The sequence below is a fragment of the Danxiaibacter flavus genome (assembly GCF_041060425.1).
Taxonomy (GTDB): domain Bacteria; phylum Bacteroidota; class Bacteroidia; order Chitinophagales; family Chitinophagaceae; genus Danxiaibacter; species Danxiaibacter flavus.
Genome location: NZ_JAULBC010000005.1, coordinates 244,665 through 271,018 on the forward strand (window position 1 = coordinate 244,665; position 26,354 = coordinate 271,018).

At 41.1% G+C, this 26,354-nt stretch carries 22 protein-coding genes and 1 tRNA gene; 16 read left to right on the plus strand and 7 right to left on the minus strand.

Annotation, left to right across the window (positions count from 1 at the left end; translation table 11 throughout):
• Nucleotides 1-49: 49 nt before the first annotated feature.
• From QTN47_RS15950 to QTN47_RS15965, 4 genes are all read left to right on the plus strand, one after another.
• On the plus strand, nucleotides 50-1,132 hold the full coding sequence (locus QTN47_RS15950; RefSeq protein ID WP_369330393.1) for a mannose-1-phosphate guanylyltransferase: 1,083 nt from the start codon (nucleotides 50-52) through the stop codon (nucleotides 1,130-1,132).
• Nucleotides 1,133-1,368: 236 nt separating this feature from the next.
• Nucleotides 1,369-2,247, plus strand: a complete 879-nt coding sequence (locus tag QTN47_RS15955) for a phosphatidate cytidylyltransferase (protein WP_369330394.1) — start codon at nucleotides 1,369-1,371, stop codon at nucleotides 2,245-2,247.
• A gap of 93 nt (nucleotides 2,248-2,340) precedes the next feature.
• Nucleotides 2,341-2,997: a phosphatidylserine decarboxylase family protein gene (locus QTN47_RS15960; protein ID WP_369330395.1), complete on the plus strand. Its 657-nt coding sequence runs from the start codon at nucleotides 2,341-2,343 to the stop codon at nucleotides 2,995-2,997.
• A gap of 154 nt (nucleotides 2,998-3,151) precedes the next feature.
• The gene (locus tag QTN47_RS15965) at nucleotides 3,152-5,059 is read left to right on the plus strand and encodes an AAA domain-containing protein (protein WP_369330396.1); all 1,908 of its coding nucleotides are present in this window, start codon (nucleotides 3,152-3,154) and stop codon (nucleotides 5,057-5,059) included.
• Between the two features lie 284 nt (nucleotides 5,060-5,343).
• Here QTN47_RS15965 and QTN47_RS15970 read toward each other — a convergent pair whose 3' ends face one another.
• The 3 genes from QTN47_RS15970 to QTN47_RS15980 form a co-directional block, all read right to left on the minus strand.
• Entirely contained in the window at nucleotides 5,344-5,643 is a 300-nt protein-coding gene (locus QTN47_RS15970) for a hypothetical protein (RefSeq protein WP_369330397.1), read from the minus strand.
• A gap of 91 nt (nucleotides 5,644-5,734) precedes the next feature.
• Nucleotides 5,735-8,368, minus strand: coding sequence for a helix-turn-helix domain-containing protein (locus QTN47_RS15975; protein ID WP_369330398.1), 2,634 nt, complete (start codon nucleotides 8,366-8,368; stop codon nucleotides 5,735-5,737).
• A gap of 308 nt (nucleotides 8,369-8,676) precedes the next feature.
• A complete protein-coding gene (locus QTN47_RS15980; protein WP_369330399.1) occupies nucleotides 8,677-9,033 on the minus strand; it encodes a single-stranded DNA-binding protein in 357 nt (118 codons plus the stop codon).
• A gap of 373 nt (nucleotides 9,034-9,406) precedes the next feature.
• On the opposite strand from QTN47_RS15980, the gene QTN47_RS15985 reads away from it, so the two are divergent.
• From QTN47_RS15985 to QTN47_RS16010, 6 genes are all read left to right on the plus strand, one after another.
• Nucleotides 9,407-10,225, plus strand: coding sequence for a hypothetical protein (locus QTN47_RS15985; protein WP_369330400.1), 819 nt, complete (start codon nucleotides 9,407-9,409; stop codon nucleotides 10,223-10,225).
• Nucleotides 10,226-10,386: 161 nt separating this feature from the next.
• Nucleotides 10,387-11,109: a hypothetical protein gene (locus QTN47_RS15990; RefSeq protein ID WP_369330401.1), complete on the plus strand. Its 723-nt coding sequence runs from the start codon at nucleotides 10,387-10,389 to the stop codon at nucleotides 11,107-11,109.
• 157 nt (nucleotides 11,110-11,266) lie between these two features.
• Nucleotides 11,267-11,767 carry a methyltransferase family protein gene (locus tag QTN47_RS15995; protein WP_369330402.1) on the plus strand — a complete coding sequence of 167 codons (501 nt, stop codon included), beginning with the start codon at nucleotides 11,267-11,269 and terminating at the stop codon, nucleotides 11,765-11,767.
• Between the two features lie 87 nt (nucleotides 11,768-11,854).
• Nucleotides 11,855-12,160, plus strand: a complete 306-nt coding sequence (locus QTN47_RS16000; RefSeq protein ID WP_369330403.1) for a helix-turn-helix domain-containing protein — start codon at nucleotides 11,855-11,857, stop codon at nucleotides 12,158-12,160.
• A 117-nt stretch (nucleotides 12,161-12,277) separates the two neighbouring features.
• A complete protein-coding gene (locus QTN47_RS16005) occupies nucleotides 12,278-13,213 on the plus strand; it encodes a sugar phosphate isomerase/epimerase family protein (protein ID WP_369330404.1) in 936 nt (311 codons plus the stop codon).
• 59 nt (nucleotides 13,214-13,272) lie between these two features.
• Nucleotides 13,273-13,647 (plus strand): hypothetical protein, encoded by a 375-nt coding sequence (locus QTN47_RS16010; RefSeq protein ID WP_369330405.1) that lies wholly within the window; start codon nucleotides 13,273-13,275, stop codon nucleotides 13,645-13,647.
• 408 nt (nucleotides 13,648-14,055) lie between these two features.
• Here the strand turns inward: QTN47_RS16010 and QTN47_RS16015 are convergent, their stop codons facing one another.
• Entirely contained in the window at nucleotides 14,056-15,039 is a 984-nt protein-coding gene (locus tag QTN47_RS16015) for a GlxA family transcriptional regulator (protein WP_369330406.1), read from the minus strand.
• A gap of 129 nt (nucleotides 15,040-15,168) precedes the next feature.
• Here QTN47_RS16015 and QTN47_RS16020 point away from each other — a divergent pair, with 129 nt between their 5' ends.
• From QTN47_RS16020 to QTN47_RS16030, 3 genes are all read left to right on the plus strand, one after another.
• Nucleotides 15,169-15,582: a pentapeptide repeat-containing protein gene (locus tag QTN47_RS16020; protein ID WP_369330407.1), complete on the plus strand. Its 414-nt coding sequence runs from the start codon at nucleotides 15,169-15,171 to the stop codon at nucleotides 15,580-15,582.
• Between the two features lie 160 nt (nucleotides 15,583-15,742).
• A complete protein-coding gene (locus tag QTN47_RS16025; protein WP_369330408.1) occupies nucleotides 15,743-16,561 on the plus strand; it encodes a DUF899 domain-containing protein in 819 nt (272 codons plus the stop codon).
• 666 nt (nucleotides 16,562-17,227) lie between these two features.
• Nucleotides 17,228-17,797, plus strand: a complete 570-nt coding sequence (locus QTN47_RS16030) for a PAS domain-containing protein (protein WP_369330409.1) — start codon at nucleotides 17,228-17,230, stop codon at nucleotides 17,795-17,797.
• Between the two features lie 45 nt (nucleotides 17,798-17,842).
• Here QTN47_RS16030 and QTN47_RS16035 read toward each other — a convergent pair.
• The 3 genes from QTN47_RS16035 to asnS all read right to left on the minus strand — a co-directional run bounded on the left by QTN47_RS16035 (nucleotide 17,843) and on the right by asnS (nucleotide 20,345).
• Nucleotides 17,843-17,915: transfer RNA gene (locus QTN47_RS16035), tRNA-Phe, on the minus strand.
• 69 nt (nucleotides 17,916-17,984) lie between these two features.
• Entirely contained in the window at nucleotides 17,985-18,788 is an 804-nt protein-coding gene (locus QTN47_RS16040) for a DUF3050 domain-containing protein (protein ID WP_369330410.1), read from the minus strand.
• A gap of 117 nt (nucleotides 18,789-18,905) precedes the next feature.
• Entirely contained in the window at nucleotides 18,906-20,345 is a 1,440-nt protein-coding gene (gene asnS, locus QTN47_RS16045; RefSeq protein WP_369330411.1) for an asparagine--tRNA ligase, read from the minus strand.
• Between the two features lie 510 nt (nucleotides 20,346-20,855).
• Here asnS and rho point away from each other — a divergent pair.
• The 3 genes from rho to QTN47_RS16060 all read left to right on the plus strand — a co-directional run bounded on the left by rho (nucleotide 20,856) and on the right by QTN47_RS16060 (nucleotide 26,092).
• A complete protein-coding gene (gene rho / locus QTN47_RS16050; protein ID WP_369330412.1) occupies nucleotides 20,856-22,520 on the plus strand; it encodes a transcription termination factor Rho in 1,665 nt (554 codons plus the stop codon).
• A gap of 171 nt (nucleotides 22,521-22,691) precedes the next feature.
• Nucleotides 22,692-23,615, plus strand: a complete 924-nt coding sequence (locus QTN47_RS16055; RefSeq protein WP_369330413.1) for a PfkB family carbohydrate kinase — start codon at nucleotides 22,692-22,694, stop codon at nucleotides 23,613-23,615.
• A 449-nt stretch (nucleotides 23,616-24,064) separates the two neighbouring features.
• Nucleotides 24,065-26,092: a M13 family metallopeptidase gene (locus tag QTN47_RS16060; RefSeq protein WP_369330414.1), complete on the plus strand. Its 2,028-nt coding sequence runs from the start codon at nucleotides 24,065-24,067 to the stop codon at nucleotides 26,090-26,092.
• The last annotated feature ends 262 nt before the right edge of the window (nucleotides 26,093-26,354 follow it).

A 26,354-nucleotide genomic window follows, 5' to 3' on the forward strand; every position in this document is an offset into this window, starting at 1 on the left:
TATGGGTGAATAGCAACAATACGCTATTTTGCCATTTAATTACCAGGAAATGAATAAGCATCATTATGTAGCTATTATGGCCGGAGGTATTGGAAGCCGCTTTTGGCCCAAGAGCAGGACATCATATCCAAAACAGTTCTTAGATATTTTAAATACAGGTAAAACGCTTATTCAGGCAACTTATGAACGTTACGCCAGGTTTATTCCTGCAGAAAATATTTATGTAGTTACTTCCCAGGATTATGTTTCTATTGTTGAAGAGCAACTACCTCAATTACAAAAGGAGAATATTGTTGCAGAACCAAGCCGCAAGAATACTGCTCCATGCGTGGCATATATTTCTTTTAAGCTGATAGAAAAAGATCCTGAAGCATGCCTGATTGTTGCACCAAGCGATCACCTTGTTCTTGATCCGGATGCGTTTGAACAGGTATCTCTGCGGGCGCTTGAATTCGCAAGAGATTCAAAAGCGTTTATAACACTTGGCATCAAACCTACCTATCCCAATACTGGTTATGGCTACATCCAGCACGATGTTGAAAGCGTTGCTGACAATATTCATAAGGTGAAAACCTTTACTGAAAAGCCTAACCTGGAATTGGCTAAAACTTTCATGGCCAGCGGAGATTTTCTATGGAACGCTGGCATTTTTATATGGCGCGTAGAAAACATCCTGCAGGCATTTGAATCATTTCAGCCTGAGATGTATGAGCTGTTTGCGCAGGAAAAAGAATTGTTTAACACACCACGCGAAAAAGAAGCTATTGACAGGATTTATCCGCAATGCACAAATATTTCCATCGATTATGCCATCATGGAAAAAGCGGATAATGTTTACGTAATTCCGTCATCTTTTGGCTGGAGCGATCTCGGCACATGGAACAGTGCCTATGATAATCTTGAAAAAGATTATCTTGGTAATGCGGTTGCCGGCGACAAGGTGATGGTGATTGACGCAACAAAGTGTATGATAGCTGCCGAAAGCAGCAAGCTGGTTGTATTACAGGGTCTGGATGATTTTATAGTTGTAGATACCCCGGATGTTCTACTCATCTGCAAAAAAGAAAAAGAACAGGAGATTAAAGAATACGTGGCAGAAGTGAAGCGGAACATCGGCGACATGCACCTGTAGAGAAGCGTAAAGCCTAAAGCTGAAAGCCTAAAACTATTTCCATTATCGTTGTGTTTCGGGAAATGTATAGCATTGTTCCTATTTTCTAATTATTAGCTTTTACTTTTGAGCTAGTAATTGACTGGTGGAGATGCTTTGAAGATTTGCTTACTTTATTCATATAAGAAAAAGCTTTTTATGATTACGCTTTTAGTTTTAAGCTTTGCGCTTTAGGCTTTAAGCTTTCAAATATCCCAATGGCATTCAACATTCAAACATTCAAGACAAGATCTTTAACCGCCGCAATATTTGTAGTTGTTATGCTTGCCGGTTTGTTGCTGAATTATTTTAGTTTTTTTCTGTTGTTTACCGTTATACATTTTGGCTGCTGGCTGGAATATCAAAAGCTGATTGGACTGATTGATGAAGATTATAAACAAATAACGCCGTTTCATAAGTACGGTGTAATGATACTTGGCTGGGGATTTATGCTGTACATGGCGCATCCATCCATCGGCATAGGGAATCTAACGCTTCATGAAATCGGATGGTGGCTGATGGTTGTGTTTGCACTCGCATTGCCCATTGCAGAAATACTGTTTAGCAAGCAACTTAATGTAAAACTGATCGGCTATTCGCTGACAGGTCTGTTATATATTTCATTGAGCTGGGGACTGATGATCGACATACGGAACAAGGGAATGGTTGATGGCGATTCAATTTTTCATTATGACTTTGGCTGGATTTACCCTATTGTATTGATTGCATCTATTTGGATCAATGATACAATGGCCTACATAGTGGGTTCTTTTATTGGAAAAACGCCGTTCTCTTCTATTTCTCCGAAGAAAACCTGGGAAGGAACACTTGGCGGGGCAATACTTGCTATTGCGGCCGTAACATTATTAGGCTATTTTGCTTTCGGAATGAAAGACTATACCTCACTTATCGTAATATCTTCTATTGCTGCAGTTATCGGAACCGCCGGCGATCTATTGGAAAGTAAATTAAAAAGGATGGCCAACGTTAAAGACAGCGGACATATCATGCCCGGCCATGGCGGTTTTCTTGACAGATTTGATTCTTTAATCCTGGCAACGCCATTTGTATGGTTTTACATCACTTTTTTTGCTTAAACCAGCCATCTTTAGATTAGACAACGGAGATGCTTTTCCACTTCAGTCATCAGACATCATTTCTCGTTATCTTTGCAGTTCAAAAAACTTACAATGACGGTTCACAAAGAAGGTTACAAATCAATTGGTATTGCGGCACTTATATTTGGATTAGTTAATATATTGTCTTTTTTCTTCCTGAGTGCAAGCCTTCCCTGGCTGACTGCCATTATTTTTATCGTAACACTGTTTCTATTTCTTTTTATAGTTTCTTTCTTCCGTATTCCGAGTCGCACTTTAACCGTTTCTGAAGGACAGGTGATATGCCCTGCAGATGGCAAAGTGGTTGTTATTGAAGAGATTACCGATGAAGAATATTTTAAGGATAAACGCATCCAGGTGAGCATTTTCATGAGCCCTGCTAATGTTCACGTTAACCGCAACCCCATGAGCGGCAACGTACTTTACAGCCAATATCACAAAGGAAAATACCTTGTTGCATGGCATCCAAAATCATCAACTGAGAACGAAAGACATAGTGTAGTGATTGAAAACACAAAAGGAACTATTCTTGTAAAACAGATTGCCGGAGCGCTTGCAAAACGTATTTGTAATTATCTGACAGCGGGACAGCAGGTGAAGCAAGGTGAAGAGCTTGGTTTTATCAAGTTTGGTAGCCGTGTGGACGTATTGTTGCCGCTGAATGCCAAAATTGACGTTCAGATGAACCAGGTAGTAAAAGGCGGCATTACCGTTTTGGCAACTCTGTAAGCAGAATTTTAAACATCGTTTATGCGAACCGGACTTTATCAGTCCGGTTTTTTATTGCCTGGGTATTTTATACGTTGCGTCGCCGCTTCGTAGCGTCCGCCGCGAGAAACCTTGCCCTTTTGTAAACACCCCCCCATAGTATACCTTTGCGCCCATGGATTACTTCAGGAAGCTATTGGATTTATTGAAGACTGAACGGGAAGAAGACCTTCGATCTTACAGACAACTTATTGAGAATTCTTCAGTTATAGATAGAAGAACGGCCGGATTGGCATGGTATCCCATTGCTATCAGGGGTTCCGAAGCCGGAAAAGGGGATTACCTGACCGTAGAAGTTGAGCGCACCACTCACCAGGATGTGAACCACCAACTCCGGTTTGGTGTTTCTGCGGTGCTTTTCTCAAACCATGATGCAAAAAACGACCGGCTGGAAGGCATCATCACCTACCAATCGAACAATACTCTAAAAATTTCCCTTCGTGTTGATGAACTGCCTGATTGGGCAAGTGATGGCAAACTGGGCATTGACCTATTATTTGATGATACCAGTTATGATGAAATGCAAAATGCGTTAAAAACTGCTGCAGGTATTGTCGAAAAAAGAGAAGAAGGACGTTTAGCGAGAATCTTAACCGGCGAACAATCTCCCACATTCGACAACAGTGTGGTTCATTATAAAATCCCTTCATTAAACACAGTACAACAACTGGCGGTAGAAAAAATACTATCTGCAAACGAGGTTGCCATTGTACATGGGCCTCCCGGCACAGGGAAAACAACCACTTTGGTGCAGGCCATTAAGGCGTTGACAAAGCAGAACAATAAAAAAATACTGGTTGTTGCGCCTAGTAACACGGCAGTCGATTTGTTAAGCGAAAAGTTATCTGAAGAAGGGCTAAACGTGTTGCGCGTTGGTAATCCAGCCAAAGTTTCTGACAGATTGATGGCTTTGACATTAGACAGCAAAATGTCGGAGCACAGCAGCATGAAAGTCATCAAGTCGCTCAAAAGACAGGCAAACGAATTCCGGAACATGGCGCAGAAGTACAAGCGCAATTTTGGAAAAGCAGAAAGGGAGCAACGCAAAGCCTTGTTTGATGAGGCGAGAAAAATAATGAATGAAGTTGGCAAGACTGAGCAATACATTATAGACGATCTGATTGCGAAAGCCCAGGTGATCGCTGCAACACCTGTTGGTTCTAATCATTATACCGTTCGCAATGTTAGCTATGATACAGTAGTAATAGATGAAGCCGGACAGGCATTAGAGCCTGCCTGTTGGATACCTGTACTCAAAGCCCGCAAGGTAGTTTTCGCTGGTGATCATTGCCAGCTTTCTCCTACTGTCAAATCTAATGAAGCGGCAAGGGGAGGGTTAAGTACAACATTGTTAGAAAAATGCGTTCAGTTATATCCCGATGCAACTGTGTTACTTGAAGAACAATACCGCATGCATAACGACATAATGGGCTATTCGTCAAAAGTGTTTTACAACAATAAGCTGAAAGCCCATGCATCTGTTGCAGACAGTTTATTATTGGGTAATGATAAAGCAGTGTCATTTATAGATACGGCAGGCTGTGGATTTGATGAAAAGCGGGAAGGCACAAGTACTTCAAATGAAGAGGAAGCGATCTTTCTTATAAAGCATTTAACACAACTCGTAAGAGAACTGGATCTGCATTACACAGAACAGAACTTCCCTTCCATTGCTGTCATCTCTCCTTACAAACAACAAATACATGTACTGTACGAATTATTTGAACAGTCCGACGAACTGAAAAAGTATCGCAATAAGATATCCATTAATACGATTGACAGTTTCCAGGGGCAAGAACGCGATGTCGTTTATATCAGTATGACCAGAAGCAATATTGATGGCGAAATAGGCTTTCTTTCAGATATACGAAGAATGAATGTCGCCATGACAAGAGCCAAAAAGAAACTGGTAATAATTGGCGATAGCAGCACGCTTTCTCAAATGGATTTTTACGCCGGATTTATTGAATATGCCGAGCAGATCAATGCTTATCAGAGTGCGTGGGAGTTTGTAGAAGACTAATTGACAATTGAAAGTGGACAATTGAAAATGAACGCGAAGAAAACTTTTTAACACATAGTAACGGAGCTATTTTCACACAACCTCGCAGCGTTGAAGAAACTTGCTATAAGTCTTTCCACAAAAAGGTTTTCGTTAATGCCCCTTTTTATTTGAAAATTATTGTTACAAAGAGGTACACGGAGAGACTCACAGTTGCGCAGAGAATCTCTCCATTTGCACATTTGCATATTCGCACATTTCCGCGTCGGCACATTTTCAATTGTCCACTGTCAATTATCCATTAATTAAAATACCAGTTTGAGTATTTCCCTGTGCGAGCTTATCACATGCTTCTTAAATTCCTCATACCATTTCTTCCACTCATCACCGCCCATGCCTGCCTGCATCGATTTTTCGTAATCATTAAGCGTCTCATATCCTTGTTCAAAAATCAGGCGATAGGCATCGCCGGTGAAATCTGAAAGGATTCGCACCTCTTTTGCATCAGGTGGCAGCAATTTTTGATCTTTAGCAGATTCGAGCAAGGTTTTTGCATCGCGGTAGTGACCGAATTGCAAATGGAAAATGTCTCTTACAATGTACATGGCAAGCGTTTTAATGTACACGTAAAATTAGTTTATGCCTCCACCCTTGTCAATGGTGCAGATTGGCTAGTTATTTAATGGTAAAAAGAAATTATTGCGTGTTTGCCGCTTCGGTATTACTCTTCTGCAACTGTAAAGATGCAAGCACGAGTTTTATCTCTCCAAAAGAAACATTGTCGCCAAGCTGAGCTTTTATCACAGTAAGCGATTCTCCTTCAAGCTTTTTAACCTCAGGTTCAATCAGAATGACCTTTTCCCGGTCCACCAGTTTTTCAACCGGTATAATTCCCTTTTCTACATAATGCGCTAAATGCCCCTCAATTGTCTGGACAGTAAAATTTCTTGCTGTCGCTATTTCACTGATGGTTTTTCCTTCAGCGAACAGTTTATATGTTTCTGCTTTTGTATCAATTTTTGGAGCAGCCTCGTTTTTCTCCGGTTGCTTTTTAATGGTCTTTCTTTCATGCATTTCTGATGAAAGATTGTGCTTCTCTGAATAGGCTGTAATAATGCGTAAAAATTGTTTTCCGTATGTATTTACTTTTGCCTTTCCGAATCCGGAGATTTGTTCGAGCTCCTTTTCAGTCTGAGGAAGATAGCGCGACATTTCTTCCAACGTTTTGCCACCTGCGACCATGAAAATAGGCAGATCTTTCTGATCACAGATAGCATCACGTAGCTGCTTCAGCTCCCGGTAAAGCTCGATATTGGGAAGATCAGTTTTGTATCCTTTGTTAGCGGCGGCATACGCATTAGCCTTGAACGCCGGCATTATAAAACTCTTGCCTAAAGCATAAAAAGAATCGAGTGTAAATCCTGCGGAAAGTCCTTTCATGATATGTTCTTTCCTGGCCACTTCCAGAAATAATTCCTGCAGGATTTCATTATAGTTGAGGGCCTGAGGTCTGCTATCTGTAACTGCGGGAGATTGGGGCAGTTGTTCCGTTATTAATTTAAGGTGACCTGCAAAATAATTTGCTGCAGCTTTACTACGATCCTGCAAAGCCATATTCTTTTCCGGCACAATGTCTTCTCTTACATATTGCTGCAATTGTGACCTGAATTTCAGGGCCACATTTTGCAAAGCTTCAATGGCCTGCTGTTGCTGCTCAATCCAGGGCATGGTATTTTCTGAAAAAGCAGAAAGATGATCAAGAACAGATTGATGCAATTTATTTACTCCGGCAAGCATCTTTTTAAAATCGAAGATTTCTACAATAAGCTGTCCCTGGTACTGCTTTTTATCTTCCTGCAAGGAAGAATGCAAATAATCGGCGCTTTGTCTTTGATTGGAAAAATGAATGATATGCTCGTTGCTTCTGATACTTGAGCTGGAGATCCGGCTTCTTAACACCATGCCATTCAGCGTTGTACATCGGCTAAGTGCCACATAGACCTGTCCGGATGCAAATGCCGCGCCGGCGTCAATAACAGCTTTTTCAAAAGTGAGTCCCTGGCTTTTGTGAATGGTAATGGCCCAGGCTAATCGCAGTGGGAATTGTTCGAAGGTACCCAGCACTTCGTCTTCCACCTGCTGCGAAGTTGCATTGATGGAATATTTGACATTCTCCCATTTCTCCTTCTTTACTTCAATTTCATTTATATCATCTTTGCACTGCACAAATATTGCTTCGTCTGTCAGTTTTGTAACGGTGCCAATCTTGCCATTAAAATACCGTCTTACTTTTTCAACATCATTCTTGATAAACATCACCTGTGCGCCGACCCTGAGCTGAAGCAGCTCTTCAGCAGGATAAGCTCTTTCTCCAAAATCCCCTGTAACCACAGCTTTGAACGTTGTTCGGGGAGAAGTTAATTTGGCAATTTCCGCAGCATTGATTGCATCTGCCTTATTGTTATGTGTGGTAAGGGTAATATAACCATCCCCCTTAACAGGCTGAAAGTCAGGATCAAATCTGTCATTGAGCACCCGAAAACCACTATCATCCATGGTATTTGTTCGCACCTTATTCAGAAGGTCAATAAAAGCCTGTTCGTTTTGCCTGTATATTTTGTCAAGCTCAATGTGCACTGGCTTTTGCTGTTGGATAACCTTACTATCGAAGAAAAATGTGCTGTCATAGTATCTCGACAAAATACCCCACTCTTCGTCCGACGCCACGGGTGGCAACTGGAACATATCTCCAATGAAAAGCATCTGCACGCCTCCGAATGGCTCAGCATAGCGATTGCGGAAATGACGGAGTACAACATCTATTGCATCCAGCACATCACATCGTACCATGCTTATCTCGTCTATCACCAGTAGTTCCAGTTGTTGGAGGACCTGGCGCCGCTCTTTGGTCAGCTTGATGCGCCCTAATAAATGGTGTTTATCTATGGATTCTTCCTGTGGCTGGAAACCTCTTGATTCTGGTATGTATGGCGTAAATGGAAGCTGAAAAAAAGAGTGAATGGTAACACCGCCCGCGTTAATAGCGGCAACACCCGTGGGCGCCACGACCGCGGTCTGTTTAATGGTATTTGCCCGGATATATTTTAAAAAGGTCGTCTTACCTGTGCCGGCTTTACCCGTTAAAAAAACAGAACGGTTTGTATAATGGATGAAATCAGCCGCCAGGCTAAACATTGTATTTTGAGGATCTTGCATCATTTCCTGTTCACGTGAATTGTAAAGGTAGGTTGTTGGGGGCAATAGTGGTGAATAGTGAATGGTCAATGGTGAAAGGTGCAGCTTCGGAACATTACGGAACCTTTTCAACATGATAAAATAGTGAATAGTGAAAAGGTCAATAGTGAAAGGTGCAGCTTTATAACAATATGGCACCTTTTCAACTTTGATTTGTCGAGCCTTTCCAATCGGAATTTATTCGAGGCGGCTTGTACGGTTATGATTTTTGAGCTTCCCTGGAGGCCGGACTGAAACGGGCGCATTTATTCGTATAAAAGGACTCTTTTATCCGTGGGACAAAAAGAGCTCCTCATGACCTTTCTTGAGAGACAACGATAGCTCTGAAACAATTCCGCTGCCACACCTTTCACTATTGACCATTCACTATTCACTCACAAAAGCTACTCCTCCAACGCCGAAGTATTCTTCTTATCCAGCAACAAAATCTCATTTACCTGTATTTCCGTAAAATAGCGCTTGATACCTTCTTTATCCGTATAGTTACGGCTGGTGAGTTTTCCTTCTATAGCAATTTCATTTCCCTTATCAACATACTTTTCAAGAATGTCGGCTACTTTACCCCAGGCTACCAGCGAGTGCCATTGTGTTTCTTTAACCCGTTCTCCCTTCTGATTCTTGTAAACTTCATTTGTGGCCATAGTGAATTTTGCCATTTTTTTTCCATTGTCAATAGTGCGGATTTCTGGTTTTGCACCTAAATGTCCAATCAACTGTACTTTGTTTCTTAAGGCGTACATAACTGTAGATTTTTTGCTTTTAAAAATTTATTTATTTCAACCGATTCCTTATTGATTCGATCGTGATGCAAAAGTGCAGTGGACGGAAAACCCGAGTCGGTTATTAAACGTTTGTAGTTGGATATAGTCGTTTAGAAACGTTTATACGCGGATATGTGATTGATTATAAGCGAGTTGAGGTTGACGTTGTCAAATACAGGTTGGATGACAGAAATGACAAAGTTGCTATACTACTCAGATTTATTTGAGTTTTAAACGGATTTGGCGAGTCCGCAAGACGCAATCTTCACTATAATTTCTCACCCAACTTTTGTAATATTAGATTACTGTTTTATAATCCGTAAACGCGAAAACCTTTCAACTGTCATACCATATGATACCTCAGGAAGCAAATCCAAATAACCGGGAATATGAAGCGATTCAGAAACGTTATTATACATCACACGGGCTAAAATTGACTACGGAGCAAGCAGCGGAGGTTTTTTACTACGAGCAACAAAGAGACATCCCGTCACGTAATCACTACTTTTCGTTGTGGGAAGAATTTGACTTTGAGTTTGCCGCTCTTCAGGATATTCTGACAGCCGAACAATTTGAGATTTATAAAATGAAGCATCAGGAGTTAATTCATCTGAATGAGCAGTTGTTAATACAGCAAGACGAAGAATACTCACATCAACTTGACGCAATTAAAGATGAACTTGAATATTGCAGAACTCAATTATTGCCCGCACTGGAAAGGGAGCGGATATTTGTCCTTCAAGCCTGTATTGATGAGAAGGAAAAGGTTGCATACCTGAAAGCGGAGTATAAAAAGTTTCTCGTCGACAGTAAAAAATTCATTCTTGTAAACCATTTCAGACATCGTAAAGCGTTACAACCCACATTATTGAAACTTTCGCTGCTCCGTCACCAATTAACTTGTCTGATCCCCGATTACTATTCCTTCCGGGCAAGTATGGATGCTCCAACGATGGCTATTGCAGGCTTCCTCGAAAACAAACTAAAAAAGGATACTGACATAACACGGCATAATTTAGATAGTGTTCTGCAAGCATTGAAAGAATTCAGGCAGGCAAATACAGCCAAACATTTGGGAGATATCCGCGGATGGCATACAATAGATATTGAGGATGAAGAAAATCTAATGTTCATGCTCTTACTCGACCCACAGATGTATGAAAACTTGTAACGGAGTTTTACAATACCCAATCGGGATTCGTATTGTTTACCCCCACCATTTTTGATCGCTAAAGGCAGGCATACAGTTTGTTAAAACAATCTGATCGCACACATATTGATTACCCTTTTTGTATGTTAGCAAAAGAACAACGCTAAACACAGTCGATCGAAATGTATATAAAATGTACCCCAACTACGAAACGATTATTCACAGTAACATTCCTTTTCCCGCTATTCTTTTTCTGTACAGGCCAACAGACTTTAACGCTAAAACTCACAAAGAGCGACTGTCGAAAAAATGAAGTTTTCATTTTCAACAATCGTGACACAATTCAATTTTTTCATAACAATCAACTGATCAACGAAATAAATCTGAAGAACTATCGCAGATGGCCAATATTGATGGATAGTTTCAAAACCGGTACATATGATGTATTTTTCAAGAATTTGTATGGTAAGAAGGTTTCTAAGACTGTTGTCATTCCTGACACAGCAACAAGTTTTGACCTTCATCTTTGTACAGATTCCCTTCCGGAATATCGCGTCAATTCTCTTGCATACTTAAAGAACCGCGATACTGTTAAAATAAGTTTCTCCACTTACGGCTGTTTTAATAATGATGAAGAAACTTTATACTTAACAAAAAAAGATGATCGGTTTATCGCCAGCTTAGTGAGCCATGAAAAGACGAAATCCGTAACGCTGGATTACTCAAGAATAGAAGCTTTCATCAGATTTGAAAACGAAATCCGGGAATTAAGAGATGTTATTGGATGTACGAGTGTCGACACTTACCTGATTACGATGCGAACCGGAACGCTGAAAAGGATTGACGGCGGTTGCTCATGGAATGGCTTTCACTATTTAAAAAAGGCATTATTCGGAAAGACGTAAAAAAAGTCAGAACAATAAAGGATTCGCTTTCAAAACAACTTCGAACTGCGAGTTAAGCGAATACGATATACGTGCTGAAGCCGTTTGTAGCTAAAAACACCCAACAAAATTTTTGTTGGAAATGTTATTTGGATTATTGTCTAAAAAAAATGCGACAATGGAGCGCCCTTCGATGATAAAACATTTGCGGGATATATTGATTCTGCCGTTCACGATGACCGTTATTGTTCCTTATTTGTTTTACAACAAATCGCAAACGCTCTTTGCTAACCAGGTCGTCTACAAAATAGCTGGCGTTATATTTTTTGCAGCGGGCGTCTGTCTTTTTATCTGGACCGTCTGCCTTTTCAGAACATTCGGCAAGGGAACGCTCGCCCCATGGACGCCTACGCAAAAATTAATTATCCACGGCCCCTATAAATATTGCAGAAATCCAATGATCTCAGTTGTTCTCTTTATTATCATTGGCGAAGCTCTTTTCCTAAACTCATCGAATATTCTCTTTTTCTCTGGCATTTTCTTTCTGATTAACACTATCTATTTTATTTTAAAAGAAGAGCCAGACATGAAAAAGCGTTTTGGAAAAGCGTATGAAGATTATAAAACAAATGTGCCGAGATGGATACCGAAGCTCCGATCATACAAAATAAACTCGTAAATCACTGAAACAAATATATATTTTCGAAATAGAAGTTTCCCTTTAGAACAACTTGTCTAAGTTTGTGTCGCTAATAAGTTACAAGAAATGAAGGCGAAAAAGAATAACCCCATTACCCTTGAACAATTCAAGGACAAAAACTATGGAAAAAGAGGCACCCAAAAACGAGAACAGCTAGAAGCTGGTTACCAGCATTTTAAAATTGGCTTCTTATTGCAGGAAGCAAGGCTCGAAAAGGGATTAACACAGGAAGAGCTTGCCGACAGGGTAGGCACTACGAAATCATACATTTCAAAAATTGAAAATGATGTAAAAGAAGTGCGTATTTCAACACTTCAAAAAATTGTTGAGGTAGGTCTTGGGGGACGACTACAGCTTTCAATTCTTTTATAAAAGATGTTGATTGCAATTTGAGCTTGTTTGATTTTAACCCTACTATATCAATTCTCCAAAACCTAACTATTTTTCAATAAATTTATCCCTCACAAAAAAACCTTTAACTGCACCATCATGGCTAACAGAAGAGACGTATTAAAAACATTCGGTCTTTCCGCCGGATTTGCTTTGCTTGGCAAACCTGCATTTTCACAACCGGTAAAAAGAATGCCGTCAGGCAATTTCAGATTTTGCCTGAACACAAGTACCATCAACGGTCAGAAAAGGCCTTTGAAGGAATTGGTTGACATTGCCGCACGGGCAGGTTATGATGGTGTTGAATTATGGATTGAAGATGTTAAAGAATACAGGAAAAACAATTCTTTATCAACTATGAAAAAGTTGCTTTCCGATAGCAAATTACAAGTTGAAGATGCCATTGGTTTTGCGCCGTGGATGAATGAAGATGAAACAAAACGCAAAGCAGGTTTTGCACAAATGAAAGAAGAAATGCAAATGATGGCGGAACTGGGCTGCAAAAGAATTGCTGCGCCTTCTGCTGGTGTAAGTGCAGATCAGCCATTGAATCTGTTTCATGTCGGGCAATGGTATAAAGAGTTGATTGACCTCGGCAGACAAACCGGTGTTATGCCGCAACTGGAGTTCTGGGGCTCCTCTCCTGTTTTCTATACACTCGGCCAGGCAATGATGGCAGCAACTGCTGCAAATGATAAAGATGCACGCGTGCTTCCTGATGTGTACCATCTATTCCGTGGAGGATCAGGATTTAACAGTATTGGAATGCTTAGCGGACAAGCATTTGATGTTATTCACATGAACGACTATCCCGGCAATATTCCGCGTGAACAACAGCACGATAGTGATCGTGTTTACCCGGGAGATGGTGTAGCTCCACTACATCAATTGCTTACTGATCTTGCAAAAATGAACAGCACAAAAGTTTTATCACTCGAACTGTTTAACCAGAAATATTGGAAACAAGATCCGCTGACTGTTGCAAAAACGGGACTCGAAAAAATGCAAAAACTTGTTGCAGCAGTAAACGCATAACGGATTAAAAGATCGATCACGTATTTTTGTGACCGATCTTTTATTTCAATCCCTGAACCATGCATCAACAAGCACCTAAACTCTGTCTCGCATGTAATAAGCCGTTGCTTGGCAGAACCGATAAAAAATTCTGCAACGACTATTGCCGCAATGCCTTTAATAATCAGCGAAAGCCGGCTAACAACAGTTACATAAGAAGCATAAACAATCAGTTGTTGAAGAACAGGCGTATCCTTGAAAGCCTTCTTCCGGCGACGGAAGAAATGAGCAAAGCAAGCAAGGACAAGCTAACGCAACTTGGCTTTGTGTTTAAATACTCCACCCATAGCTATGTAAACAAAAAAGGGAACGTGTATTTTTTCTGTTATGATTATGGTTATCTGCCGTTGGATAACGATGTATACCTAATTGTAAAACGCCGCGAAACCAATTAACGTTTTGAACCAAATAGGATTTTTTTTTGAACCATATAAGACATATAAGGAAATATAAGGTTCATGTTTTCTTGGTTAAATTATCTAAAGCAGAATTCACTTTCGGTTGCCGTCTTTAATATCCTTATATGCCTTCTATACAACTAGTGAATAGTCAATAGTCAATGGTGAAGGTCCGAACTGGTTAAGTAAATATATTGTCGTTTAAGTGTTACGATTATCCTGGGCAAAAGCTCTTATTTGCTCTTATATTTCTTAAATGGTTTAAAAAACTTCGCTTCGGTTCGCTTTAGGCTTTGGGCTTTAAGCTTTATCAGTTGTTAACAAAGAAACGTTGGCGCGGCCGACACCTTACTTATATGGTTCAAAAACGCTTCTATGTTTTCGAAAAACGCTTGCGTTTTTAAATTAAGCTACTATGTTTTCTACCCTCGCATATTTGCGGCGGTATTCTTGGGGTGAAAGCCCGGTTATCCTGCGGAAAATGGTTCTGAAACTTTTCATGTCATTGTAACCTACGTCATACATCAACGACTGGATCTGCTTTTCTGAGTTCTCCAATGCTTTTTTAGCAGATTCAATTCTCACTCTTTGCAAATACTCCAGCGGGTTATTTCTTGTAGCGGTTCGAAACCGGCGGATGAAATTCCGTTTGCTCATACACGCTTTTTCTGAAATTTCGTCGACTGAAATCGGCAGGTGAAAATTCTTTTCGATATAATCCTGTGCCAGCAGCACCGCTTCATCATTGTGCTTTCGCTGACTTTGAAAAACAGCAAAATGCGCCTGGCTCAATTTATCCATATCGATGGAAAACATCTTGCTCATCCAAACACAGGCTTCTCTTCCGCAGAATTTTTCTATCAGGTACAAGATCAGGTTAAGAGATGAGAACGCACCGCCGCTTGTATAAATGCCATCATTGTCTGTAATCACTTTATCAGGCTGAAGACTGATATCGGGATACCTGTTTTTCATATCTTCCATTGCCATCCAATGCGAAGTGCATGACCTGCCGGACAACAATCCCGCTTCGGCCAGGAAATAGCTTCCCTGGCAAAGACTGGCGACTTCGGCGCCCTTTACATACTTTTCCCTGATCCAGTTAATAATAGCTTTATTCTTTTCAAGCACAGGGACAGCCTGTCCATAGAATGACGGAACGATAATGAGATCGGGCGATTGTACGTCTGAGAGATTTTTATAACAGATAAATTGGGCTGGATGAATTAGTTGAATATTCTTCAGCTTTTCACTTACCAGCTCAATTTTAAAGGCTGGCCGTTTTCCCTGCTCTTCAAGAAACTGGTTAACGCCCGTTAACAGGTCCAGCGGACCAGAAATACATGAAAGTATGGCGTCCTCATAAATAAGTAAAGAAACCTGTTTCATGGTGCAATTTGAATTTAATCCTTCAAAATTATACAACAATTATGGCACAAATACACCCTCAATTAGTCGCAAATACACGCCGCAATTGTCTTTTTTTCTGATGACCTTTATGAAACAAAATTTCGATGCATGGAGTCAGTAACCCAGATAACGGGCGCCCCGCAGAAATTAAAAGTGAGTGCCACATCCATCAGCGATTCTACTTTTCAGCAAGTGTGTGGCGAAAGACTGCTGTTTAATGATGTTTCCTTAATCGGTACCAAAATCACCAATGCCAATTTAAGCGATCTTGAAATAGAGGGTGCTCAACTCGGCGGTGCGTATTTACACAATATCGGTATGCCACCGAAGGGCCATCCCGGTTATGACGAAAATGCCAGGCAACGTCCGCTCACTTTTGAAAAATGCGATCTAAGCAATAGTAAAATAAAGCACTGCGATTTAAGCGGCGTAGAGATAAGTGATTGCAAAATAAGCAATGCGAAAATCAACGGAATCTATGTTGAAGAACTGCTAAAAAGCTATAACGATAACCAGAAATAAAACGATACCGTTTCGTTAATGTAAGATCATTCAAGTACGATTTACGAGGTACGAAGTACCTAAATCTGAACAGGTTCAGTTTTTTTGTAAAGTCCTATACATATGGTTTGCATTGTGAGACAAGAGTATCGATAACTAAAACACCATTAAAAAAAGTGCTATGGAAAAAGAAACCGCAACACTTATGCAACCTGATGCAAAGGAGCTTGCTCAACACCCGGTTGTTTCACAACAGGAATGGAACAAAATACTGGAAGAGCATGTGAAAAAAGAGAAGAAAATGACGAAGCTCAGAGATGAGCTAAGAAGGGAATTACGTGCGTTGCCCTGGGTTAAAATAGAAAAGAATTATGTGTTTGAAAGCCCTTACGGCAAAACAACTTTATCTGATCTTTTTGGAAACAGAAGCCAGTTAATTGTAAAACATTTTATGTTCGGACCTGGCTGGGGTGAAGGATGTGTGGGCTGTTCGTTTTCAGCTGATCACCTGGAAGGAACAGTACAGCATCTTGAAAATCACGACGTGAGTGTTGTGGCAATTTCCAGAGCGCCCATCCAGGAAATAGAAGCATTTAAAAAACGCATGGGATGGTCGTTTAGATGGGTATCTTCTTTTGACTCCGATTTTAATTACGACTTTAATGTCTCTTTCACGCCGGAGCAGGTGGCAGAAGGCCATATGTATTACAACTTTGGTTATATAGATGCTCCAATGCAGGAACAGTCTGGCATCAGCACTTTTTACAAAGACGAAAAGGGTGATATCTATCGTACGTATTCTTTATATGCACGCGGTGAAGAGGCAATCCTGTCCACATATGCTCTCCTGGATCTGACAGCGAAAGGCAGAAATGAAGAAGGGAATCTTGTAAACTGGGTTCGCCACCATGACCGCTATAATGCAGGTGGTTTTGTGGATAATACCGGCCGGTACCATGCAGAAGAGAAAAAAGATGGAAGCGGTAGTTGTTGCCATTAAAATATAAGTCTTGAATTGTTCTTGTAACATATCAACCAACACATCAGGTGTAGTAAAAAAGACAGGCTCCGGGATGGTTTCCCAAAACTCCTCCTTGCAAACAATCCGGCAATGGGGAATTATTGGAGCCATCCTATTTATCCTGCCCAAATGCCCGCTTTGTCTTCTTGCTTTGCTAAGCATGGGCTCCGGTATTGGCTTGACGGCAGCGCAATCAAATAGCCTTCAGGGATATCTGCTAATTTTATTACTTGCAATTTTCATTGTGATCGCGCAAAAGATATATATCAGTCAAAATAACCTCCGGTCTACTCAAAATCTTCTCCAATCCAAACTTTCGATGCTATTGATGACTGCCCTTATTTCGATATTCATTTTTGGAAGCTTTTTTAACGAGCAGTTATTACATGTTGTATACTACAATGGCAGAATAGTCTATAGCTGCCCGGTATTGAGGTGAGTGTTTACATGCTGTTCGACATCTTAGCGTAGCACATGCCGGTAGCGAAAATGTCAACTTCCACGAAGGGCTTTCCTGCCCTTTTTCGCGTCCTTTCCCTACCAATTTTTTACTTAGCTATCCCTTAACAACACGCATATTGCATTTTGGTATGCCTTTTCGTATTTTGTTAGTAATAGCCCTCTTTACGCTTTAAAACTATTACCATGAACCTTAACCTTTACAACCAGGCCCGCGACATCTGGAAGAATATTTTCCCGTTGAAAGAACTGAAAATACATTCAGGAGCAAGGACTATCGAACAAAAGAGCTTCATTCCATTACAAACAGAAAACTCCTACCATTATATTTTCAATATCCGCCAGATGGAGATTGAGTATATCAGTCCGAATGCCGAACAAATCCTCGGATTTCCGCTGGATGAAATGAATGCACCATTTCTGATCTCACTAATTCATCCGGACGATATGCCCTGGTTTATGGCTTTTGAGAAGAAGGTGGTTGAATTCTTTAACCCGCTGCCGTACGACCTGGGACAGAAATACAAAACGCATTACGATGTGCGGCTTCAAAAGGCAGACGGCTCTTATATCCGGGTGCTTCACCAAATGCAATTAATGGATGCAGATAAAACCGGCATGTCAACCAGGGTTTTATGTGTGCACACGGATATTACGAGTTTAAAGAAAGGAGGGCATCCGGAGTTATCTTTTGTGGGTTCTGACGATGCGCCGTCTTATTTTGATGTTGAAGTAAGCTGGCCGGTAATAAACTAAGCACTCAGGGAAATAAAAAAGCCCCGATAATTCGAGGCTTTTCAGTGGTGTGGGCCGGGATCGAACCGGCGACACAAGGATTTTCAGTCCTTTGCTCTACCGACTGAGCTACCGCACCATCTCAATACTTTTCCGTATTGGGAGCGCAAAAATAGGATTTCTCACTAAACTGCCAAAAAATAAGCAACTATTTATTAAAAAATGTATTGTTTTTTATTTCGTCCCCTTGCTGAATCAGTCTTAAAGCACCGTCCCACAAGGTTTTACGCATACGCAAACTTTCTTTTGCAGCATCAGTTGCCTCAATCCATTTCTGTTTGTCATTACCGCAGAGGGCAGAAACCATTTCCATTGCAAGAAGACTGTGATGGTCGCCATCCACCTCTATATGTCTTTCAAGATAGTAATTGAAAATATCCAGTTTCCCCTGCAACTGAAGCGAAAGATCTTTTATAAGCTTATGAAACATTCCGGGTATCAGATCTTCACGGCCAAATGTGAAAACAGCCGCCTGAACGTATACCGGTTGTTGCTCAATTACATTAAATGTAAAATTTACAAAACTTTTGATTTCTTCCGGCAATGATAACTGGTCCATTGCTTCCTGCACCGTTTTGCCATTGGCCGTATGATGCAGTAATTCTTTAATTGACGAAGCGTCGGCTTCCATTTGATCCATAGCCTCCAGATACAACTCAAAATGACTTTTACGAACGCCCTCAGCATCTACATCACTTTCTTCGCCGGCAACGATCTCGTTTATGAGATAGCGGGTATTACCGTCGCCAACAGGATGCCAGGGCAGCGATACACAGGTTAGTTGCATCTGTAACGACTTCAACAACGACATAAAATCCCATACAGCAAAAACATGTGTTTCTGCAAAACGTTGTATGTCGGTTAGCTTATTGATCTCTTTGTACAAGGGGTGTGAAATAATCGATTCTTTTTCAGCTGCGAGTTCCTGCTGAAGCACTTCAATACATGACATAGATTATAAAAATTCCAGGGACGGAAGATTAGTTAAATAAAAGATTATCGGCGTGAGAACCCTTTGGTTATAAGAACAAAACGCCGGAGTTTTTTGCTCCGGCGCTTATTAAAATTATTAGAATTCACAGTTCTTCGGCGTTCTTGCAAACGGAATTACGTCGCGAATGTTGCCCATTCCGGTAACAAACTGCACCATACGTTCAAAACCAAGACCGAAACCAGCGTGCGGAACGCTTCCGTAACGGCGGGTATCAAGGTACCACTGCATTTCATCCACCGGCACATGCATATCTTCCATGCGCTGAACCAGTTTTTCCAGTCTTTCCTCACGCTGGCTTCCACCCACAATTTCGCCAATTCCCGGCGCCAGAATGTCCATTGCGGCAACTGTTTTACCGTCATCATTCATACGCATGTAAAACGCCTTAATTGCAGCCGGATAGCCTGTAACAATCACCGGTTTTTTAAAGTGCTTTTCCACCAGGTATCGCTCGTGTTCGCTCTGCAGATCTATGCCCCATTTAACCTCATACTGGAACTTTTTCTTTTTGTAAGCAGGGCTATCCAACAGAATATTGATCGCATCAGTGTAAGTGATCCTTTCGAAATTGTTGTTCAATACAAACTCCAGTTTTTCGATCAATCCCATTTCGCTGCGCTTATCCTGCGGCAATTGTTTTTCCTCTTCCGCCAGGCGCTGAGCAAGAAACTCGAGGTCTTCGCGGTTGTTCTCCATCGCATGGCGAATAATATACCTGATGAACTCTTCTGCAAGGTTCATGTTATCTTCAATATCGTAGAAAGCCATTTCCGGCTCAATCATCCAAAACTCAGCCAGGTGACGGGTTGTATTGGAGTTTTCAGCGCGGAAAGTAGGTCCGAAAGTGTAGATATCGCTAAACGCCATAGCTCCCAATTCGCCTTCCAACTGACCGCTAACCGTAAGGTTCGCACTCTTACCGAAGAAATCCTCAGCAAAATCAATACTTCCGTCTTCTTTACGGGGAGGGTTATCCAGCGGCAATGTAGTAACGCGGAACATTTCACCCGCACCTTCCGCATCGCTTGATGTAACGATCGGGGTATGCAGGTAAACAAATCCTTTGTCATTGAAAAATTTGTGTACCGCAAAAGCCAGTGAATGACGAACGCGGAATACAGCTCCAAAGGTGTTTGTTCTGAAACGCAGATGTGCCACTTCTCGCAAATATTCGAGGCTGGGTCTGTTTTTCAGTTGCAGCGGGTATTTTTCACCATCGCAATCGCCCAATACTTCCACAGTTTTAGCCTTAACCTCTACCTTCTGGCCTTTGCCAAGGCTGGGGATCAGCTCACCCACAACTTTTAAAGATGCGCCGGTAGTTATGCGCTTCAATGTATTTTCATCAAGTAAACCTAACTCGGTAACTATCTGTAAGTTATTATTGGTACTGCCATCATTCAATGCTATAAACTGGTTATTCCTGAAAGAACGAACCCATCCCATTACTATTACTTCCTGGCCAGTAGCTTCCTGCGCCAACAATGTCTTGATCTTTGTTCTAGTGTTGAACATGCATGTACAATTTAGCAGTTTTTAAATCTTAAAACCCGGCAAAGATAATCTAACACGCAGGTTGAACCATCTTAATTTAACGGTCATTTTGCAATGAACCGTTTTGGCGATAGCGTAAATCAATTAATATTGCCGAACGTACCGAAGGAAAACAGATCCCTGCTTGCAAATTCCACGATACAAAAAACGTGCATCTCAAATTTCACAAGATGGTCCGCTCATTCAATTGATATTGTCCGGGCGTCGGAATGTGGAAAATTCATTTTTTGGCACAACTTTTTGGGAATAAAGTATATAAATGTTAAAGTAGATAGTAAAAAGGATCAGATTGGCAAAAAATTTTCCGATTTTATTTTTTTTCATTGTATTATTGCAGGCAGAAACAAGCTGGTCAGTCAGAATTCATATCTCTCAGCTCACCTGTTTGCTTATCATCAATCAAAATTTTTCTTCAATCAATTTTAATGGGATTTTCCGAATTAAAAATGTATCCTTTTTTAGACCCTATTTATGTATGATATTTTGCAATTGAACGACATGTTAGTTCCTGAGTTGCTTGATGTTGCCGAGCATCTGAGCATTCCCAATTCCAAAAAGCTTAACAAACAGGAACTGATTTATAAAATCTTAGACAAACAAGCTGTTATGGCAAGTGAAAAAAAAGACAATGCTTCCGCTACTGAAAAACCAAAACGTAAACGCATTGTAAAAGCAAGCACGGGTAATACTACAGAAGAAGCGGTGGTAATGACTGAAGCAAAGCCTGCGAAAGCAAATAACGACGAAGCTCCAAAGAAAAAAGCCGCTAAGAAAACAAAAGCGAAAGCCGAAATAGAAGAGCCTGAAGTTAGTGCACAACAAGAAGAAGAGGTAGTTGTGAAAAACGAGCCCCAGATTGGCGAAGCCCTTCTCGCAATGGCTTTCGGAGATGATGAACCGCTTTTTGATGACGAGGTGATGGAAGAAGAAGAGGAAGAGGAAGATGAAAAAGGATTCCGTTCCGAAGAGATTGCACCTTCCCGTCCACAATACCGCAAAGAACCAGTTTTCAATATAGAATTTGATGGAGTAATTCAATCTGAAGGCGTACTTGAAATGATGCCTGATGGTTATGGTTTCCTCCGTTCTTCTGATTATAATTACCTGTCATCTCCGGATGATGTTTATGTATCTCCTTCCCAAATAAAGTTATTTGGTTTAAAAACAGGTGATACCGTTTTTGGAGCCGTTCGCCCTCCCAAAGAAGGTGAAAAATATTTCGCACTGTTAAAGGTTGAAACCATTAACGGTAAAGGCCCGGATGAGGTTCGCGACCGTGTACCTTTTGAATACCTGACTCCATTATTTCCATTCGAGAAATTAAATCTCTTTACCAGTCCAAGTAACTACAGTACACGTATCATTGACCTGTTTACACCAATAGGTAAAGGACAGCGTGGATTGATTGTTGCCCAGCCTAAAGTAGGTAAAACCATGTTGCTGAAAGAGGTTGCGAATGCTATCTCTCAAAATCACCCTGAGTGTTATCTGATGGTAGTGTTGATTGATGAGCGTCCTGAAGAGGTTACCGATATGGAGCGCAGCGTTAAAGCAGAAGTGATCGCTTCTACTTTTGATGAGCCAGCTGAAAAACACGTAAAAGTTTCTACAATCGCCTTGCAAAAAGCAAAACGCCTTGTAGAGTGCGGACACGATGTGGTTATCCTGCTTGATTCTATCACCCGTTTGGCAAGAGCACACAACACTGTTGCTCCTGCAAGTGGTAAGGTATTAAGTGGTGGTGTTGAAGCAAATGCTATGCAGAAACCAAAACAATTCTTTGGTGCTGCACGTAAAATAGAAAACGGTGGATCTTTAACCATCCTTGCTACAGCGTTAATTGAAACAGGTAGCAAAATGGACGAAGTTATCTTCGAAGAATTTAAAGGTACAGGTAACATGGAGTTGCAGTTAGACAGAAGACTGGCTAACAAACGCATCTTCCCCGCTATCGATCCTATTGCATCTTCAACTCGTCGCGATGACCTGTTGCTAAGCAAAGAAGTACTGGGCAAAATGAACATTCTTCGCTTATTCATCAATGATATGAATACTGATGAAGCTATGAACGAATTGCTGAGACGTATGCGCGGCACGAAGAGCAATGAGGAATTCCTTGCAAGCATGAACGGATAATCTAAGGATGACAAATCCTTATCCTCAAAATAAGTTATTCCAATAAGCACAATTCAATGTTTCAAACAGCCGCAATTGTTTGAAACATTGAATTTTATATAAGTACAGGTTCCATTTCCAAACCGTGTATCGCAAAAAAATCCATACAAATTTTACAATAATCAATCGCTTATGTCTTTACTTGTAGTAGGCACAATGGCTTTCGATGCCATAGAAACGCCCTTTGGCAAAACAGATAAAATAATCGGCGGATCTGCAACCTATGCAGCTTACGCAGCCAGCAACTTTACACACTCTATCAAGCAGGTATCCATAGTTGGGGAAGATTTTCCTGAAGAGGAAATGAAAGATCTTTCTGACCGCGGTGTTGAGCTGGAAGGTGTTGAAGTGGTAAAGGGTAAAAAATCATTCTTCTGGAGCGGGAAGTATCATCTTGATATGAACACAAGAGATACACTGGTTACAGACCTGAATGTGCTTGCTGATTTTAATCCTGTGATTCCGGACAGTTATCAGGGCGCCGAGTTTGTGATGCTGGGAAATGTAATGCCCGCGCTACAGAAGAAAGTAATTGAGCAATTGAAAGAAAGGCCTCGTTTGATTGTGCTTGACACAATGAACTTCTGGATGGAAACCGCTATGGATGACCTGAAAGAGGTATTAACGATGGTAGATTTGTTGTTGGTGAATGATAGTGAAGCAAGACAATTAGCCGGAGAATATTCTATTGTAAAAGCAGCCCGCAAAATACTTTCAATGGGTCCGAAATACCTGATCATTAAGAAGGGTGAACACGGCGCATTGTTGTTCCATGAGAACAATGTATTCTTTGCCCCCGCACTTCCGCTGGAAGATGTGTTTGACCCAACAGGAGCCGGTGATACTTTCGCCGGTGGCTTTATGGGGCATCTTGTTAAGACCAAAGATGTTTCTTTTGAAAACATGAAAACAGCGATCATTGTTGGTTCTGCACTGGCAAGCTTTTGCGTGGAGAAATTTGGCCCTGAGCGCCTGAAAGAAATCACCAAGCAAGATATTGACACCCGCCTGGATGAGTTTGTTCAGCTGGTGAATTTTGATATTAAGTTAGTGTAGCTTAAAGCCTAAAGCGCAAAGCTTAGAACTGTTCTACACACAATTATAGCTTTCGCATAAATAATAGTTTAAACGGCCTGGAACATTACTGTTTCAGGCCGTTTTTGTTTATTAGCCACAGAGGCACTGAAGCCCTGAAACTATCCGCACATTCATTTTCAATTTTCAAATTTCAATTTTCAATTAATTCGCACATCCGCACATTTGCACATCCGCACATTCATTTTCAATTATCCCCGCCTGAATGATGTCAGTCGGGCAGGAACTTTCAACTATCAGTTACCTAGTCACTGAATCATTCGCACATCCGCACATCCGCACATTTGCACATCTGCACATCCGCACATCCGCACATTCATTTTCAATTCTCAACCGCACTCCGCTCTTCACAAAAAATATCTTCACACCCAAAAGTTTATTACTTTGAGATACTTTCAAAAACAAAGTCTATGAAGCAACTACGGCTTGTACCCGCTGCAATGCTTATGCTGGCAGTGTTTTCCTGCAAACAGGAGACAAAAACAACAGAACAGAAATTTATTGAAACATCGCAACTGGACTCTTCAGTAAAGCCAGGCGATAATTTCTTTTTATTTGTAAACGGTAAATGGCTGCAGAAAGCTGAGATTCCGGCGACAGAAAGCAGCATCGGATCATTCCTGGATATTTATAACAGAACCAAGGACCATATTAAAACGATCCTCGACTCTGTTTCCAAAGCAAATAATACTGCGGGAACCATAGAGCAAAAAGTAGGGGATTTCTATGCATCCGGTATGGATTCCGCTACAATTGAAAAGCGTGGCTATGAGCCGGTAAAACCGTACTTGCAAAAGATAGACGGCTTAACCGATAGCAAAGACATCATGCAGTTTGTTGCCGAACAGCAAGTACTTAACAACAATCTTCTTTTTAGCATGGGCGTAGGCGCAGACGAAAAGAACAGCAGCATGAATATTGCGCTTTTTTACCAGGGAGGACTGGGGCTTCCTGACAGAGATTACTATTTCAAAACGGATGCCCCGACGCTGGATATTGTAAAAGCTTATAAGGCATATATTCAAAAACTGTTTACACTAACAGGAACAGATTCTGCAACTGCAGCGAAAAACGCTGAGACAATTTTTGCTTTTGAAAAACAGATGGCTGGAAGTCACCGCACCAATGTTGAACTCCGCGATCCGCAAAGCAATTATCATAAACTTGCTGTTACAGAACTGGATAAAAAACAACCGGTATTTGCATGGACAACCTTATTGAACAATCTCAACATAAAATCAGATTCTGTAAATGTGGGTCAACCGGCTTTCTACGGACAAGTAAACGAGCTGCTTAAAACAACTCCGCTCGATACATGGAAAATATACCTGCGTTTTCATGTTCTTGCAGATGCAGCCACGGCATTAAGCTCACCTTTTGTGGATGCAGCTTTCAATTATTCAAAAGTGTTAAGCGGACAGCAAAAACAAAAACCCCGCTGGGAACGTATTTACAGAAGAACTGATGCTAACCTTGGTGAAGCCCTCGGACAACTGTATGTAAAGAAATACTTTACCGCTGAGGCTAAACAACGCATGCTGGAATTGGTAAACAACCTACAGACTGCTTTTGATGCACGCATCGGAAAACTCGATTGGATGAGCGACAGCACTAAAGCTAAGGCCAAAGAAAAGCTTCATGCTTTCATAAAGAAGATTGGCTATCCTGACAAATGGAGAGATTACAGTAAAGTAACCATCAACAAAGGAACTTATTTTGAAAACCTTGTTTCTGCAGCAAAGAATGAATACGAATATAACAGGGCAAAAATTGGTAAGCCGGTTGACAAAACCGAATGGGGCATGACACCTCCAACCATCAACGCCTATTACAATCCGGTGTTTAATGAGATCGTATTCCCGGCTGGTATTTTGCAGGCACCGTTCTTTGATCTTACAGCTGATGATGCGATGAACTATGGAGCTATCGGTATGGCTATCGGTCATGAAATGACGCATGGTTTTGACGACCAGGGCGCACAGTACGATAAAGATGGTAACCTGAAAAACTGGTGGAGCAAAGAAGACTACACCAAGTTCCAGGCAAAATCAAAACAAGTCATCGATCTGTATAACTCATTCACTATCCTTGATACGGTTCATATCAATGGCGCATTAACTACCGGTGAAAATATGGCAGACATTGGCGGCATCGCCATTGCATACGACGCATTCAAATTAACCAAGCAAGGAAAGGATACAGCACGTATCGATGGACTTACTCCGGATCAACGTTTCTTCATCTCTTTAGGCCTGGTTTGGCGCGAGAAAGTAAAACCAGAAACAGAGCGTCTTGGCATCAACACTGATCCGCACTCTCCCGGTATGTGGCGTGTAAATGGACCTTTGATGAACTTTGAACCTTTCTATAAAGCATTTAATGTTCAGGCAGGTGAGAAAATGTATGTGGCGGACGATAAGAGAATCAAGATTTGGTAAGACGATGTACGATGTTAGATGTACGATTTTAGATGTAGGCGCAGTTATTGAAAGTACGAGCTACGAAGTACGAAGTACCTAAGTGAAACACGCCAGCGCATTGCGAACACTTTAATATGGGCTTTTGCTGATAGCTGACAGCTCATGGCTTATAGCTGTTAGTTAAAAAAATTTTGAATAACCAATTTTGATGATTACATTCGCAACCGCAATGACAAAAACAATGAAACATACAAAGCGTTCAAAGAAGCAGTTCTCCAAC